The sequence below is a fragment of the bacterium genome, assembly GCA_021108215.1.
Classification (GTDB): domain Bacteria; phylum Oederibacteriota; class JAAXVQ01; order JAAXVQ01; family JAUVAV01; genus JAIORK01.
Window position 1 is genome coordinate 38889 of sequence record JAIORK010000016.1, and the last position, 18761, is coordinate 57649.

Annotated in this window: 4 protein-coding genes; all 4 read left to right on the forward strand. The window is 49.5% G+C overall.

Features of this window, described 5'->3' with window-relative positions; translation table 11 throughout:
* Nucleotides 1-25 precede the first annotated feature (25 nt).
* A complete protein-coding gene (locus K8S19_03160) occupies nucleotides 26-8638 on the forward strand; it encodes an SBBP repeat-containing protein (protein MCD4812675.1) in 8613 nt (2870 codons plus the stop codon).
* Between the two features lie 180 nt (nucleotides 8639-8818).
* Complete coding sequence (locus K8S19_03165) at nucleotides 8819-9766, forward strand: PorV/PorQ family protein (GenBank protein MCD4812676.1); 948 nt, start codon at nucleotides 8819-8821, stop codon at nucleotides 9764-9766.
* Nucleotides 9767-10130: 364 nt separating this feature from the next.
* Complete coding sequence (locus K8S19_03170) at nucleotides 10131-17144, forward strand: T9SS type A sorting domain-containing protein (GenBank protein ID MCD4812677.1); 7014 nt, start codon at nucleotides 10131-10133, stop codon at nucleotides 17142-17144.
* 307 nt (nucleotides 17145-17451) lie between these two features.
* The gene (locus K8S19_03175) at nucleotides 17452-18681 is read left to right on the forward strand and encodes a T9SS type A sorting domain-containing protein (GenBank protein ID MCD4812678.1); all 1230 of its coding nucleotides are present in this window, start codon (nucleotides 17452-17454) and stop codon (nucleotides 18679-18681) included.
* Nucleotides 18682-18761 lie beyond the last annotated feature (80 nt).

Consider the following 18761-nt stretch of genomic DNA (forward strand, 5'->3'; position numbering starts at 1 on the left):
AAGAGATTAATCCGGGGGTGGGGAAATGAAATTGAAATCTTTAGTAGTGATGAGCATTTTGGTTGCGACGGTATTTGCATTTATAGTACCCGGGAACGCGTATCATTTCGGAACCGCCTGGGATGAATCGCATTACAACCCCGGTGACACCAATTGGCACGGGAAACCGGTGGATCATCTTTATCTGGCGGATGAGAAAGACCGCAGTATATCAACCCGCAATGTCTACATCCGCTGGAACAGCTACCAGACCGGGATCAGCACTTGGGATACGGACTATATCAATCAAAAAAAGGCGGAAATCAAACATTTCCAGGACGGTAATTTTGATGTTGTTCTGCGTATCAATCCGTTTCCTGTGCCTGATTGGTATCTTAATGAGAGCGGCAGCCGGTTCAAGAACCAATATGATGAGGCATGGGAACCGGACACTTATATTCCACAATTAATGCAGCAGGTCGCCACAGCCCATGGCCTCTCCCTGCCAGGTGATGAGGAACAGGTTAAGGCGCTCATGAAAGCGGAATACAATGTTGATTACATGGAAAAAGACAATTCCCAGGTCAGTATCTGGGACAGCAATTATGAGAGCCGTGTACGCACTTATATTGAACAGGTCATCACTACGCTTAATAGCGATCCGGAAATCAATGTAAATAATTTTTGGGCCATCTATATTTCCAGCGGGCAGTTCGGGGAAGTGGCTTTTCCGGGCCGTAATCCTGTGAAGCGAACCAGAAGGTACAATGAGGCTACCATGCCGCCGCCTGATCCTGCCAATCAGGACGGTTTGGGAGTGGATTATTACCGCCATTGGAACAGCTATTGGGGATTTGATATGGATGCCCAGGCTGCATGTCCGGTAGCCGGTTGGGAACCAACGGAGATGGCAGGTCAGGGACAGCGTACAGTTAATGGCGGGTTTGAAGATACGACGTATTCCAATACGATTGCCAACTGGTGGAGTTCGCGTGATTGTCATAATCAGGGTGCGTGGAATCCAAGCGTGATCAATGATGTTGCCCAGGCTGCCACGGGATCGCATTTTTTACGTTATCAGAGCCTGAGTGGATCGCAATATTATCTCCGCCAGGAGATGCCTGTGCGGGTCAGTACAAATTATGATTTAAGTGGTTATATTCGCGCGCAAGGCGGAGAGACGGGTACCATTGTATTGCGGCAAACAGATGATCAGGGCAGTACGGTGGGTACACCCATTACGCTTACCAGCACGCTAAGTACCTGGAATCAGGTCAGTCAGAATTTTACCACGCAGGCGGATGCCGCCTATGTGCAGGTCGATCTTTATCTGACCGGCGGATCAGGCACAGTTGATTTTGATGCCATTTCAGTATTGGATACAGTCAATCCTACGGCAGACCACAGCCAGGCGGAGCAGTTCATTAACTGGTATTATCAAGGTCTGGCCAATGCTGTGAAATGGCAGATTGCAGAACTGCGCGAGCATTACAACGGACGATTAATTCTCATGGGCGGCGGTGATGCCACCCGGCCCGGTGATATTGAAGCGGAGATCAACAATGATCTCTCCGGTAAAACCAAGAATGCCTATTGGGTCAGCCGCGGATTTGCCATGGACCGATATTTACAATTACTGGTTGATGATTCGACAGTCAATCTGACCAATGTTTACTTTGCCAATACCGGCATGGAAGTTGTGTGGAATGATTGGGAAAATGCCAATCGCACAGCCGGTGCGGCGTGGAACCAAAGTCTGTTGCAAAGTGACTGGTCGGCGCCAAAGTATTATGCCGAGATCGCGCGTGAAATCATGGGTGCGGGCACCTCCCTGTATGGTGAGAACGGCGGTGCCAATAATCTCGATCAGATGAATGATGTGTTTCAGAATATGCAGGAGAATAATTATGAAGGCTTGGGCTGGTATACGCTGGGACAATTGTTTGAACCGTCTCAGGGTGCCAATATTCTCAATTACGCAGACCAGATCACGCAATATAATAACCTCATGCCCAAAGCACCCACAGGTGGAAGCATTTTGCCTCTCCAGACCGGTTGGGAGTGGTATGAGTCGCAGGGATACGATAATATTTATAACTCCCTTTATAATGTAGAATCTTATGATCCTGCCGAGTTTGGCCTGCCTTTGTGTACCCGTACATGGCAGGGAAACAGTCAAGGCGTTGATACGCGTACTGGGGATGGGTTTTTGGTAGTTGCCGGAAAGGCAAGCAGCGGCGCAAGTAATCCGAACAGTTATTACTGGCTGTACAATGATTTTCTCCTGCCTTATCACGATATCACCATTGGCGCAGAGACGAAGTTGTGTTACTGGATTTATCCGTATGATGATGCCGGTGATCCGGATGACGGCAACCGCTCGGTAGCGGTTGATTTGATTTTTTCCGATGGTACGGCCTTGCGTGACCATTCCGTGCCCTCAGGTGCGATCAGCCCGGTGCTGCTTGATCAGAACAGCCATTATGTTCATCCGGCGCAGCGGCATGATCACCTCACCCCCAATGCCTGGAATTATGTCGAGGTCGACCTCTCCGCCATGAGCGGTCAGACCATTGAACAGGTCTGGATGGCTTTTGATGATCCGAATTACAGCAGCCACGGGGACAAATACCGGGTGTACATTGATGATTTGAAATTCACGAATACCCCGGAGACGTTTGACGAAGATTTTATTGGCGCGTTTGATACCACGCCGGATACCTGGAAAACCGGCGGGTCACACATCACTTTTACAGGTGACGGGGTCACCACAGCCAAAGGCACACTGGTATCGGGAACCTATGGTGATATCCAGAGTCCGGTGGTGGCTAATTTTGATCAGGGAACCTACGACGCGATTGAATTTCTCATTACCGATATGACCCCTGGAGCTTTTCTGGAATTTGGATTGCAGCAACAGCGGGAAAGCAATCGCGAGTATTTATATAACAGTAAGTTTAATTATTTTGATGTGCCCGGTCTTTACCGTGTGCGCTTCAGCGATTTTGCGCCGGGAAAAGATACGTCTGCTTTCACCATGAAATTTTGGTTGAAAGAAATTGCCGGGAATACAGTTGATTTTGATTATGTCAAATTGGTCCAGCATCCACCCATTCCGGTGGCAACACCTTCTCCGAGTGGTTGGGCCGAGGAATTTACCGGCGCGGCAAACGAAATGCCAACCGGCTGGCGGGACCGTAAAGCCTGGGGTGAATACAATGCCCGGATTGAGCAAAACGGCACGAATCAGGCTGTGATCACATTGGGGTCCATCGATACCTACGGCGATGTCATCACCCCGATAATTGAAAATTTGGATATTGCCGCTTATTCCATTTTGGAATTCAAGATCGCTGCCATGGACCTGGATCACTTGGATGTTAACATTCAACAAGAAACCGGTTCCTTTCAGAGTTTTTCCGGTGTGAGTGTTTCGGCGCCGGGTGTTTATACCATTGATTTAGGCACCGTAGTGCCGTCCGGCACGGATATGTCTCGTTTTTCCATCAAGTTTTGGCCCAATGATACGCAAAAAAGCGGCACCGCTGTTCTTGACTATATTGAGATTAAAGCCGCGCCCGCTCGGGTGAACGGCACTTGGGAAAATATAGGTGATTCGTTTAATTTCAATATTACGCTTAATGCGAGTGGGCCATCAATTGAGGTATATCAGAATGACCCCTATACAACCTGGATAGAGCACAGCGGATTGGTTGAGGACATTTTTGTAAAACAATACATCGGCCAAGGTCAATGGGAATTATGCGGCACCAAACTGAATATGTATCCAAATGATCACACAAGAGAGGCTTCTGTTCCTGAGCTTGTTTCTGCCGGTGGTTATCTTTATGCAACCTGGGCAGAGGGCGGGTATCTCAATGAAAGTATTTATGTCAAACGCTGGAATGGTGCGGTCTGGACGCAGTTGCCAGGTTTGATTGGCGAGTGGGAACATTATGAATCAGAGAACCCCCAATTATCTGTCGATATGAGCAACACCCCTTATGTGACCTGGGCGGAGCGTCGCTCCTATCCGGCAAATAATTGGAAAGTTTATGTCACACGCTGGTCCGGTAGCACTTGGCAGCAAATGGGTGGGAGGTTGAATATTGTGAGTGGCGATGATGCGGGCAATCCTGATATCGCACTGTTCAATACAACACCTTACGTCACGTGGGTTGAGGGAAATAAGATTTATGTAAAACATTGGACAGGAAGTGGTTGGGCGGCGGATGGTGGTGTTCTCAATCGGAATAGCGCCGATCCAGCCACCGGTCCGGAAATTGTGTTGTGGAATAATATGATCCATGTGGCTTGGTTGGAAAGCCGGGCGGTTCAGATCAAACGGCTTAATGGTTCGACATGGGAGTGGGTTGGACAACCATTACAGGTTGATCCTAATAACACAATTGACCGGCTAAGTATGGCAGATACAACCAGCACATTATCGGTTGTCTGTCAGAGCAATGGATTGATGTATCTTTTTGCATGGGATGGCATTGAATGGAAACGGACCGATCCGGATCTTGACCGTATATCCGGTCAGGTTGTCCACGGTGTGGATGTTTGTAATGGTATGGGTTTGCCGTATGTGGGATATACGGAAGAAAATGATGGGCGTAAAGTATTTGTCAGCCGCTTTATTGAAGGAGGCATCACAGTGCCGACCGCAACGCCCACCGCTGTACCCACGCCATTACCGAGTGAGTATTGGCGGGAAGATTTCAATGGGAGCGACGGTGTTCAACCGGTTTTGTGGCAGGACTACTCTAATTATTCTGGATGCGACGGTGATATTCAGTACAATGGCGCCGGCGAGGTCTATGTTGGTTCCTATATGGAATCATGGGGAAAAGTCCTCTCGCCGCCAATGCATTGTGATGTCGGTGTTTATTCATATTTAAATGTTGATGTTTCTTGGGTGAAAGAAGGTGCAACGTATAAAATTGGTATTCAGGAAATTGGCGGTGCATGGAATTATTGGGATTTGACGACAAGTTTGAATAGTACAGGCATCTATTATTTGGATTATCAACAAACAACCGGTTGGTCAGGTGAACATGATTTTTATATTCAATTAACCATCGAAGGAATGTATGCGGCGATTAAGGTCGATTGGATAACCCTGACGCAGGGATTGCCGACAATGACCCCGACACAAATTATAACAATGACAGCCACTCCGACCCCAACCCCAACCAGTACCGTGACCCCGACGGTGAGTCCCAGTCTGACGATCACAATAAGCCCAACCACGAGTCCAAGTTCGACAGTCAGCCCGACCCCAAGCGCAATACCCACTGCGACCGCGATTCCAAGTTTCGTGGATTACAGCACCTACCATGGCGGGAGCAGTGAGGAAAAGGTGCAGGACATGCATGTGGATGCCAATGGCTACATCTATATTGCCGGTATTACCACCTCCAATGATCTGCCTGTGACCACAGGTGTGGTAGATGAAACATACGGCGGCGGCAATGACGGGTTTGTGGTCAAGTACGCGCCGGACGGCCAGACGGTTGTCTTCTGCACGTATTTCGGCGGCTCGGACAATGACAATGTGCGCGGCATCACAACTGACAGTGCAGGCAACATCTATATCACCGGTACGACCTGGTCGAGTGATTTCACGACCACAGCCGGTGCGTATGACACCGCCTTGGGAGGTGCGCGTGATGCATTCATTGCCAAACTTTCCAGTGACGGTCAGACATTGTTATACAGTACTTATTTAGGTGGCAGTGCTTATGACTATGGATTCTGTATTGATGTCGAAAGCGTGGGTGATGTTGTCTATGTGGGCGGTTTCACGCACGGCAATTTCCCGGTGACATCCGGCGCGGCACAGGAAACTTTCGGCGGCATGGGCGACGGCTTTGTGACCAAGTTCAATATGGCGGCCGGTACGATTGTTTATAGCACGTACCTCGGCGGCCAGTATTGGGAACCGGTTGATGCGATCATCGTGAAAAATGGCGAAGCCTATCTGACCGGCCATACCCAGTCACCGAATTTCCCGGTTACTCAGGATGCGCTTGATTCAACCAACAGCGTACCGGGTGCCAATCAGGGTGCGGACGGGTATTTCACCAAGCTCAGTACAGATGGTTCCACCTTCCTGTACAGTACGTTCATCGGACCGGAAAGCAGTCCTTTGACCACGACGTTCACTGAAATGGCGATTGATACAGCAGGGAATATCTATCTGGTGGGGGATACGTCAGAGCAGGATTTTGCTGTCACAGCCGGATGCATCCAGCCGGGTTTTGGCGGCGGATCGCGTGACGGTATTGCTGTCAAACTCAACGCAAATTACAGCTCCATTACGTTCAGCACCTTCCTGGGTGGTGATGGAAAGGATGGCTGCACGGATATCACGATTGATACGTCAGGCAATCTCTGGATCACAGGCATGACCGATTCCAGTGTTTTCCCTGAATCAGAAACCGGTCTGGGCGGGTATGATGTTTTTGTGAGCAATCTCAACGCGACCGGTGATCTGCTCTGGTCCGGACGTTTGGGCGGGAGTCAGGACGAGGGATTGGATAATTTCCATTTGAAGGCAGCGTATCAGGTATTGAATAATATGCTTTGCGTGACCGGGCGGACCACTTCGCAAAATTTCCCAGTCACCTCAAATGCTGAACAATCCACGTACGGCGGTGGTGTGTCAGACAGCTTCCTCTCGATGCTTGGACAACCGGCTACGACCTACACGCCCACCCCGACCCCGAGTACGACAGCCACACCTACTCAGGAATATGTCTGGGAGGATGATTTTAATGGCGGCACGCCGGGTGAGCAACCATCAGCCTGGGAGGATGAGACAGAGCATAGTGACTACAATGCAGACATCTACTATTCCCAGACCGCATCCTGGGCCCGGGTAAGCCGGACCGCAGAGGAGACCTGGGGAAAGGTATTAACCTCCATGATAAACTGCGATGTGGATACCTTCCCGATGGTACAGATCAAAGTGAGTAATATTTCAGCGGACACCACCTGGAAAGTCGGTATTCAGGAGACTGAAGGCGCCTGGCAGTACTGGAATTTAAATTCCAGCAGCAGTGATACCGGGAACTTTGTGTATAATTATAAGGAGATCACATCCTGGACCGGTATTCATAATTTCAGCGTGGTTTTAAGTGTGGAAGGCGCGGTAGGGACATTTGTGGAAAGTGATTTTGTCCGGGTATTGCGTTTGCAGGCCACACCGACACCGACGGTTACGCCGACAGTAACACCGACGTTTACGCCGGGTACCACCGGAATCTGGAATGAAATCTTTAGCTATTCTGATGACAATCCGGCGTCTGTTGCCGGTGATCAGCCGCCGGGATGGTACGATGAGACTGATGACGCAGGGTATAATGCTGAGATTGAGTATGCTGTGACTGATGGACTGGCCGAACTTACGACTGTGAGCGGCGAGCAGTGGGGCAAAGTATTGAGCTATTCTCAGAGTGTGGACCTGGCAAGCTATCCCATGCTGGAAGTTGTGATTAGCGATATCCCGCAAGGCACGGCCAAGATCATGGTATTCAGCCAGGAGAGCGGTTGGGAAGAGTATGACCTGAGCGGATCATTAACTGTGGCAGGCACTTATGCTTACGACATTCCATCGGCAACCGGCTGGAGTGGCGTGAAAAATTTCGGTATACAGCTGATCTCCGAGGGCGGGACAGCAGTATTTGATTCTATCATCAGCCAATCGGGTATGACACCCACCCCGACGGTCACACCGGTGGCGACCAATGCCTATATCGATATTTTTGATGGAACGCCGGGTGAACAACCTGCGGATTGGCGTGATGAATCGCAGGATTATGGTTTTGATGCGCATATTGCCTATGCAACCGGCGGCACAAGCGCAGATGTTTCACGTACCCAGGAAAGTACCTGGGGCAAAGTGCTCTCTTCGATTATTACCTGTGACACCTCGGTCTACACCCACGTGGAAATCGAAGTGGATACAGTGCTGTCGAGTACAGCCTGGAAACTGGGCATCCAGGAAGAGGACGGCGCATGGCAGTACTGGGATCTCAATGTGAGCCATACCCAGACCGGCACGTTTGCGTATGACTATGCTGCGGTGACCGGATGGACGGGTATGCATTCATTCCGCATTCAGATCACAGTGGAAGGTGATTCAAGCGCAGGCATTGAAGTGGATCAGATCAGGGTTTGTCAGGAAGAGACGGTCACCGGTTCAGCCTATATGGGGGTTGCGGTTTCCTATTCGCCAACCTGTACTGTCACTCCGACCCCGACGATGACCGCAACACTGACCCCGACAATGACACCAACGCAAGTAGTGTTGAGCAGCACACTGACAGCGACCCGGACACCCACTGCGACATCTACACCCTGGTTGAAATCAAAAGAGGTCATGGCCTATCCCAATCCGGCACGCGGTCAGGTGAACTTTGCCTACACAGTCAGCGGCCAGGGCAAGGTCGTGATTGATATTTACAAATTGACCGGAGAGCGCGTGGCAACGGTCACCGAGCATTTCAATGCCGGTACCGGTCAGACCCTGCGTACTGCCTGGGATGCGGTGGATGTGGCGCCGGGCATCTACTTCTGCCGGATCGTGATCACAGATGGCAGCGGGAAAGAAATGTTTAGACAGATGAAGAAGGTCGCATTAATTAAGTAGGGAATGGTCGCGACCATTCCCTACGAACTCCATTGGGTGCATGGTGAATAAACCCTGAACCCAACGTGGTTCAGGGTAGAAAATAAAATAAAAAAAATTGTAATAAATATCCCGGAAAACAGTCTGATTAAGTAGAAGTCGTGACTGGAACTGAAAAAAATATGGAGAGGGGATTGAATAATGAAAAAGATGATTGTTTCCCTAATTGCAATGATTATTATCATTTCTTCCGGAGGTGTGGTCTGGGCGGCCCAGACTGATTATGCCATCGGTCAGATCGGCGGATCGGAATTGAAACTCGGTCTGGGCGCCCGTCCGGTTGCCATGGGAGAGGCTTTTGTAGGTCTGGCAGATGACGTCAATGCTCTCGCCTGGAATCCATCCGGTTTGGGACAAATCAGCAATTATCAGGTCGGTTTTATGCACAATATTTATATTCAGGAAACCTCGCAGGAATATCTGGCGTACGCGCAACCCCTGTTTGAAGGCGCCGGGTTGGGAATCAATATGACCTATTTGAATTACGGAACTTTTGAAAAAGTTGATTTCGACGGTACAATTCCGGAGGTTGTTGGAGAATTTACTCCGTATGTCATGACATTTGCAGCTGGATACGGACAATGGATCATGCCGGGTGTGGCAGTGGGTGGTGCCGTGAAATTTATTTCTCAGAGCATTGATACAGAAACATATTCAGCAGTGGCAGTTGACCTGGGCGGCATGATCAAGCCCGGCATTGAGGGGCTTCAGATAGGGTTGGCAGTACAAAATCTTGGAACGCAATTGGCGGATGCCGATCTGCCTATGAATGCGAAGGCTGGAGTGGCGTATCTTTTGCCAGTCCAGTTAAAAGCCGGTGATATCTGGCGTACGCTCTTGGATGTAAATTTGCCGTTTGGGGATACTAATTACACATCTGCCAATATCGGGACCGAATACATCTATAATAAAATGGTGGCACTTCGTGTGGGCTATAAAATTAAAGATACCGGAGATTTAGAAGGTGTCACCGGGTTGACCGCCGGTGTTGGTCTGCAATTGAACATGTTTCATATTGATTATGCCATGCTTTCCTATGGGGATCTGGGTATCTCCCACCAGATTGCGCTGACAGTGAATTTTCTTTAGAACAAATGTTGTTCTTTGAAAACCCTGCACCACGTTGGGTGCAGGGTTTTCAAATTAAGCCATTACTACTGGATTTTGTGTGGAGTAATTTTTTTGAATTAAAGTACCAACCCTGCCCCTGCGTGGTGCAGGGTTTTTTGTTATAATTTCTCTCCCTCCCGAGTCCAACCTATAGCAGCACGCGTAAGATGTTTTTTTCAGGATTGACCTTTGAAATCAATGGAAAAATGTCAGTGATGTGATGGCATTTTTCTGAAAGTATGCTATAGTTTTACTTTCCACCTCTCATACTTTACGGATTCCGATTTTTTCTACTTCCCACATTGTAAGACATTGTTATTCCACTTTTAGGGGAGAATTTTTCATGAAAAAACCTACTTTTTTCGTTGTATTGGCTATTCTCATGGCAGTGATTTTTACTACGCCGGCGCAGGCCTATTATTATGGCACTGCCTGGGATGAATCCATTTCCAATCCAGGCAATTCCAACCACGGTGAACCCACTGATAGCGCCTATCTGGATGAGGAATATACCTCAGGTATTCGGTTGCGCAATGTCTATCTCCGCTGGAACCTCTACGAGACTGCCAATGGTACCTACAATTTTGATTACATCAACCAGAAAAAAGAAGAGATCAAGCGTCTTCGCGAAAAAGGTTTTTCCATCATCTTGCGGATCAATCCTTTTCCAGTACCGGACTGGTACTGGACGCAATATCCTGATGCGCATTTTAAAAATCAATATGGTTCTGAATGGGACCCGGAAAATCCTTCTTTGCCCGGATCAGATCCGACGGTTGGTGCTGTTTCGATCTGGCATCCGTCCTATCAGACTGAATTCGGTCAATACATCAACCAAGTTTTTTCAGATTTGGGGAACAATTTCTGGGCGGTTTATCTCACCCCGGGTAAATGGGGAGAGGTGGCTTATCCTGAGGCCAATGATTATTATGGCCATAGTAATTGTTATTGGGCCTGGGATGCCAATGCACGTAGTGCAATTGCAAGCAATCCTTTGGCTGCCTCATTTACACCCGGTGCATCTGATCTGAGTACCGTGATTGGTCAACGTGTGGTCAATGGCGGTTTTGAAGATACCGCGTACAGCAACACCATTGCCAATTGGGAAAGCACGCTCGATACATTTTATACATCCGGTTGGATACCTGTTATACAGACCGGTGCTGCACCTGAAGGTTCTCACTATTTACAATATAGTAGTCCTCCGGATGCGGGTGGGAGTGAATATCATTTACGTCAGACAGTGGTCTTGAAACCCAACACCAGCTATACCTTGAGCAGTTCGGTACGTGTGACCTCGGCAGACACCGTGGCGCATATTGAAGTAACACAACCCAGTGCGGCATTTACCTGGACACCGGTTGCCGATGTTTCCAGCACGAGCAGTACCTGGACAACCGTCACCAGTTCTTCATTTACCTCAGTGAGTTATACTTCGAAAGCTTACATTGATATTTATCTTACCGGCACAACAATGCTCGGTACTGCGGAGTTTGATCAGATATCCATTACCGACGGTCTCACTTATGATACCAGCGCTGCTCAGGCATTTATTGAATGGTATTACCAGAGCATGTCCGATTTTATCAATTGGCAGATTGCCGAGATCAAGTCTCACTTTGACGGCCGCTTGATTTTAATGGGCGGCGGATACATGACGCGTTCCGGTGATGTTGAGGCTGAGGTGAATAGTGATCTGACCGGGCAGACCAAAAATAAGTACTGGGTGACACGCGGTTTTGTACCGGATCGTTATTTAGCGCAATTGACAGACCGTAAAAATGTGATGTTTGCCAATACCGCCATGCAGGCGATTTGGCGCGGCGAGCAATGGCGCGAAGATGACTGGCAGACCACGCCGGTACATGAACCGGCTCTGGAGACCAGTCAACTGAATACGGACTGGTCGGCACCGCATTACTATGCCTGGCTGGCGGATCAATATACTATGGAGAAGTATGGGGAAAATGCCGGGTTCAATGATAAGTTTGAGATGGCGGATGCTTTCCAGATGATGGGCGACAATGGTTATCTGGGAATCGGCTGGTATACCGTAGGTCAGTTGTTTGAGGATGGCTACGCCAAGCTGGGCGATTATGCGAACAATATTTTTCAGTACGGCGGTCCGGGTGAACCGGAAGGGATTGATGAAGATTTCACCATGCTGAGTGGCGTGATTCCGCCGGGATGGCGCAACCTGACCAATGTCACCCTGACAGGCGACGGTAATACCGGCGGGAACCTGACGTTGGTTAGTACGTCGCCTGCTTATGGAAGCGTGATGACTCCGGTTTTTGAGGATGTCACCACAACTGCGCATGACAACAAGGTTTTCAATACATTGGAAATAAAAATTGATAGTGTTAGTGAAAATGCATATATCGATGTTCAAATTCAGATCGAACATGGAAGTTATCAGTCCTATCCGGCATTTTCCAATTTAAATGCACCTGGAATATATCAAGTTAATATTAATGATGCTACTCCACTGGGTGTTCTCACACGGTTTTCGATCAAAATTTGGCTCAATGGTGATACGGTTGGCGATACTGTGAACCTGGATTATGTGCGTCTGGTTAAAGAGATCACGCCGGTTACACCAAAGCTGCCAACATTCCATATTACAGATGCTTTGCTCACCCGCTGGGAAGTAACCGACCTTCAAGGCTATACCAATAATATTGCCGCATCCGGGAATGTAACCGGGTATGCACCGGATGCATCACCTGTCTGCCGGGCAGAGGATTCGGGATATGCCGATGTCACAGCATTGGAAGGCGGCAAGTATCTCTATGTCTCCGGCAGTGTGGATAACCCGGCCAATCCGGCTTATTGTTATTACCAACTGTATGACGGGAGTTTTGCCGGGTATACGCCGATTGCCATTACAGCTGATACACGGTTATCCTACTGGATTTATAATAAAAAGGATGCACAGGACAAGGGCAATACCCATGTCAGTATTGACATGATCTTCAATGACGGCACGGCCTTGCGCAATAAGGGGATTGCAGATCAGCGCGGGATCTTGATGCATCCGGCGTACCGCAATGTTGAATTTGACGAGTGGACTTATGTAGAAGCAGACCTTTCCAGTTTGGCAGGTTTGACCATCAATGAAATCCGGGTGGGTTTTGACACCGGTGCCAATGGGGAACATTACCAGGCCTTTATCGACCGCTTGAAAATCTTCCAGGGTAATCCACCGGGGGTGGAACCGTTGCGCACCAATTGGGAGACCGGTGAGATCTTCGGATATAGAAATTCAGTGTTTGCCTCAGGGAATGTCGAGGGATTTTTGTCTTATTTACCACCTGAGTGCAGCCCGCGCCAGGATGGTGATGCCGGGGTGTCGGCATATCGCGGCAAGTATTATCTTATGGTGGCCGGGAATGCGACGGCAGCACCGGCGCATTGCTATTACTGGCTGGCCAATGAGACCCTCCAGCCGTATCACAACATCACCATTGAGACCGGTATGCGTATGGTCTACCGTATTTACCATTTTGCCAATGCCGAGGTGACCAACAATCACATTGCGATTGATTTTGCCTGTACGGATGGGACCGAGCTGCGCAATCAGGGCATCACAGATCAGCATGGTGTGAACATCCATCCGGCTGCCAGACTTGATGCTTACAATCAATGGGTCTATGTGGAGGTGGACCTCTCCTCATTGGCAGGTAAAGTGATTGAGCGTGTGATGGTTGGTTTTGACGAACCGTCCAATCCCGGTAAGTATCGCTCTTATATTGAGGATCTCCAGTTTGTCCAGGCCGGGCATGAACCCATGCTGCCTGTCGCAGATGAGGTTGTGACTCCGACTACAACACCGACTGCGACGCATACAGAATCACCGACAGAAACCATCACGCCCACCCCGACGCCGACACCCACTGTAACCAGTTCCCCGACTGCCAGCCCGACCGTGACGCCAACCGAGATAGCAGAGACCAACTATTGGCAGGACCATTTTGTGGGTACAGCCGGAACTCAGGTAACCAACTGGGCGGATGAAGATCAGAATGCAGCGTTTGATGCGCACATCGATTATTCGTATACGAATTCCTGGGCAGCAATCACGCGCACAGCTGAAAACACATACGGGAAGGTGCTCTCTCCGAATCAGACCGTGGATGTGACCGCGTATCCCATGATTGAGATTGATATGACCGGAATTATTGGCACAGCTTCCTGGCGTTTGGGCATTCAGGAGCAGGAAGGCAGTTATGTACATTTTGACCTGTCCGGGAGCCAGACCGGGACTGGGACGTTTAGTTATAACTTTGCCACAGCCACAGGTTGGAGCGGGTTCCATACCTTCAGTGTGGAGATTATTGTGGAGGGCGCAACCGGATCAGGTATCACAGCTGATCAGGTGCGCATCTACCGTATCGGCGGCGTGCCGACACTGACTGCTACACCGACCGCGACGCATACAGAATCACCGACAGAAACCATCACGCCCACCCCGACGCCGACACCCACTGTAACCAGTTCCCCGACTGCCAGCCCGACCGTGACGCCAACCGAGATAGCAGAGACCAACTATTGGCAGGACCATTTTGTGGGTACAGCCGGAACTCAGGTAACCAACTGGGCGGATGAAGATCAGAATGCAGCGTTTGATGCGCACATCGATTATTCGTATACGAATTCCTGGGCAGCAATCACGCGCACAGCTGAAAACACATACGGGAAGGTGCTCTCTCCGAATCAGACCGTGGATGTGACCGCGTATCCCATGATTGAGATTGATATGACCGGAATTATTGGCACAGCTTCCTGGCGTTTGGGCATTCAGGAGCAGGAAGGCAGTTATGTACATTTTGACCTGTCCGGGAGCCAGACCGGGACTGGGACGTTTAGTTATAACTTTGCCACAGCCACAGGTTGGAGCGGGTTCCATACCTTCAGTGTGGAGATTATTGTGGAGGGCGCAACCGGATCAGGTATCACAGCTGATCAGGTGCGCATCTACCGGCTCGGACCGCCTCCGACTGTGACATCAACATTGACCGTGACCCAGACAGACACACCTCAGCCGACCGAGACAGACACACCGCTGCCGACCGCAACCTATACCGAGACACCGACTGCGACAGTCACACCTGGGATTGTATTGTGGAACAAATTGGATTCTGATCCGGAAGTTGAAACAAGCGAGATTGGCCCCGGTTTTGAAATTCACGGAATAACTAATTACGAACCAAATCAATTTAATAATGGAATTTATTTTAATTCTGAAAATGAATATTTACAAACCACCAGTTCGATTTTAGACCAGAAAAAGGGCTGTGTGGAGTTTTGGTGGAAACCTAATTTTAATTACAATGAAGGCGCGGCTTCCAATAATTCCCGTTTTTGGGGAAGCAGTGATGGCGGTGTGCTTCAATACGGAGAAATGAGAATTGGCGGTTCTTATCATCCCGGGTGGGAACATTTTACAATCACTTATAATTATGTGGATGATCAGGGTATCGGCGGTTATCAGCACCATGCAACAGTTATTCCGTTTTCAGCTGGTGAGTTAAATCACCTGGCTTTTGTATGGGATCAGGCCGGGCAGATTGAAGGGCAATACACTCTAGCTGTGTATCAAAACGGGACCCGGATTGGTGCCTGGAATGATGCTATAACACCGGATATACCAGTAACTATGGATACACCGTATTTGTGGTTATGTAATTTTGACGGGGATACCACAGGTGGCTGGGACGGTGTTAGAGGTTCAATGGATAATGTGAAAATATGGAATTATGCAAAAGACACTTTTGGAGATCGTTTCAATGAAGAACCGGTATTGGGAACACCAACGCCGACGTATACAGCAACCATCACATTGACAGCTACCTTTACGCCGACTAATACACCGGAAGACACGGCAACCTATACCACTACGCCAACCAACACACCGGAGGACACGGCGACTTCAACCGTGACGCCGACGAATACACCGGAAGATACAGCAACCGCTACGGTGACGCCGACGAATACGCCGGAAGATACGGCAACCTATACCACTACGCCAACCAATACGCCGGAAGATACGGCAACCTATACTACTACGCCAACCAATACACCGGAGGACACGGCGACCTCTACGGTGACGCCGACGAATACACCGGAAGATACAGCAACTTCTACGGTGACGCCGACGAATACACCGGAAGACACGGCAACTTCTACGGTGACGCCGACGAGTACGCCGGAAGATACAGCAACCTATACGGTGACGCCGACGAATACACCGGAAGACACGGCAACGTATACCGCTACGCCAACCAGTACTCCGGAAGACACGGCAACCTATACGCCGACACTCACAGCAACAGCATCCATAACCCTGACCGCCAGTGCGACCATGACATCCACACCGGGTGTGTCTTCACCGACAGCAACATCGACCCCGCTTTCCCCGCAGAAGGTGAGAGCATGGCCGGCGATTTCTTACCGTATGTATCCAGGCCACTCGCAGGATCTGTTGGCAGTTTCCCTTTACAACTGGGTTAGACAACCTAATATCGCGATGCATTATTATGTGCGCCACGGTACAGGTCGGTTCAATGGCAGTGTTGATGCCTATGCAACCACCGGGCCAAACGGAGAACCTGCCAGTACGGTCTTTACTGCCGGGAATGAGGTGTGGCGTGTCAATATCATCCGGGTGGATAACCAAGGCCTGGGTGGCAAACGCTATTTCCCGATCATTGTTGTTCCTGAATGGTGGGTTGGTGCAGCCACGGTAGATGTCGTTGATGAAAAAGAATTTGAGAGTATGAATTTTGAGACTGATGGCGAAGCTGAGACCGTGGGTAATGAATTGCTGGAGCAGGAAATAGAGGCTGCGATGGCAGCAGGTATTTTGGTGTGGACGTCAACACCAACACCTGAACCGACATCAGTAACACCATCTGTGACGCTGACCCCAACATTCACGCCTTCTCCAACGATGACAGGTACACTCACACCGGATCCCACGGCCACACCATCCTCTGATACACCCACAGTTGAGCCGGAGCCGACATTGGCCGCCACATCAACTTTGATTCCGACCGGGACACCGTTTGTGGAAGAAAAACAGGTGACCGCCTATCCCAACCCCGCGCGCGGTAAGGTGAACTTTGCCTATACCATTGAGGGTGCGGGCAAGGTGCGGATTGATATCTACAAACTGACCGGTGAGCGTGTAACCACAATCACCGAGCATGTTAATGGCGGCACGGGTCAGACGTTGAGCACGGCCTGGAATGCGGTTGATGTGGCCCCGGGTATCTACTTCTGCCGGATTGTGATCACGGACAACAGTGGTAGGGTAATTTTGAGCCAGAAGAAGAAAGTAGCTTTGATTCAGTAAAAACGCTCATCAGCCACCCTGCATTCAACGTGGTGCAGGGTGGCTTTAATACAATAAACATCAATGCCATATACCGGGATAACATTCTGACTGCAAGAATGCTTGCTGATCAGGACGCCTGATCACTTGTTGGGTGTTCCTCACTTAAAAAAATCAGAAAAAATTATTGAAAAAACATTGAAATTATTTGGGTTTTATCCAGTCTAACTTGATAGGAGGGGGATCGAATATACTTTTGGTCAATTAAACGATATACTTAAGGTGAACCCGCAAAATAATGAAAAACATGTTTTGCTGGAGGGATACAATGAACCGATGGGTATTGCTCCTGTTCACAATCTTTATAATGGGTCTCTCTCTCCCGGGCTGGACCGCCAGTCCTACCCTTACTGAGACCGCGACGCCAACCCCAACACTTTCGCCTACCAGCACACCTTCATATCAATTTTGGCGGGATGATTTTGAATATGGCTTGCCTGGTGCGCAGCCGCCAGGTTGGCGGGATGATACCGTGTTTCCCAACTATAATGCGGACATCGCTTATACAGAACAATTTTCCATTGCAGCGGTATCCCGCACCGCGGACAGCACCTGGGGAAAAGTTGAATCGCCGGAGATTTACTGCAATACAAGCGTTTATAGCCATGTGGAAGTGCGGGTGATTTTTGTTTCTCCGTCAACCGCCTGGAAGATCGGCATTCAGGAAATAAATGGTGCTTGGCAGTATAGGGATTTGTGTTCAAGCCAGAGCAACACCGGGATATTCGTTTTCAATTACGCCACGGTCATGGGTTGGACCGGGATGCATCAATATTATATTCAGTTGACTGTGGAAGGTCTGCCTGGAACTGCTTTTGAAGTGGATTTTGTCGCTATACGTGAACCACCACCCACACCCACGCCAACTGTCACCCTGACGTTTACCAATACTGCGACACCCTCAGTCACGGTCACACCCACCCGAACCATAACGACAACCTTTACGCCTTCAGCCACGAATACACAGACCCAGATCCATACACTTACTTTTACGAATACACCGACTTCAACAAATACGCCTTACTACTCACCGACCGTAACACCCAGTCCGACAGCGAGTTCCACGCCAACATCCACGTTGACGTGTACACCGACCTGGCCGATCACAAAAACCAGGACCATGACACCTACCCCAGTGATAGCCAGTACTTCCGTTCCCAGTATAACCCTGACATCCACACCCACCCTGATCCCGACAAGCACACCGTTTGTGGAAGAAAAACAGGTAGCAGTCTATCCCAATCCGGCCCGCAGTAAGGTGAATTTTGCCTATACCATCAGCGGTGCAGGCAAAGTGGTCATTGACATCTACAAGCTGACCGGTGAGCGCGTGGCCAATATCACCGAGCATGTCAATGGCGGCACCGGTCAGACATTGAGCACGGCCTGGAACGCCGTCAATGTGGCACCGGGTATTTATTTCTGTCGGATCGTGATTACGGATGGCAGCGGCAAGGTGATTTTGAACCAGAAGAAGAAAGTGGCTTTAATACGTTGATTGTAAGGGTATAAATAATGTCGGACCTCCAATCAGGAGGAAAGGTTAGAATGGAGTTGAAGCAATCGGGAAACGAGAGG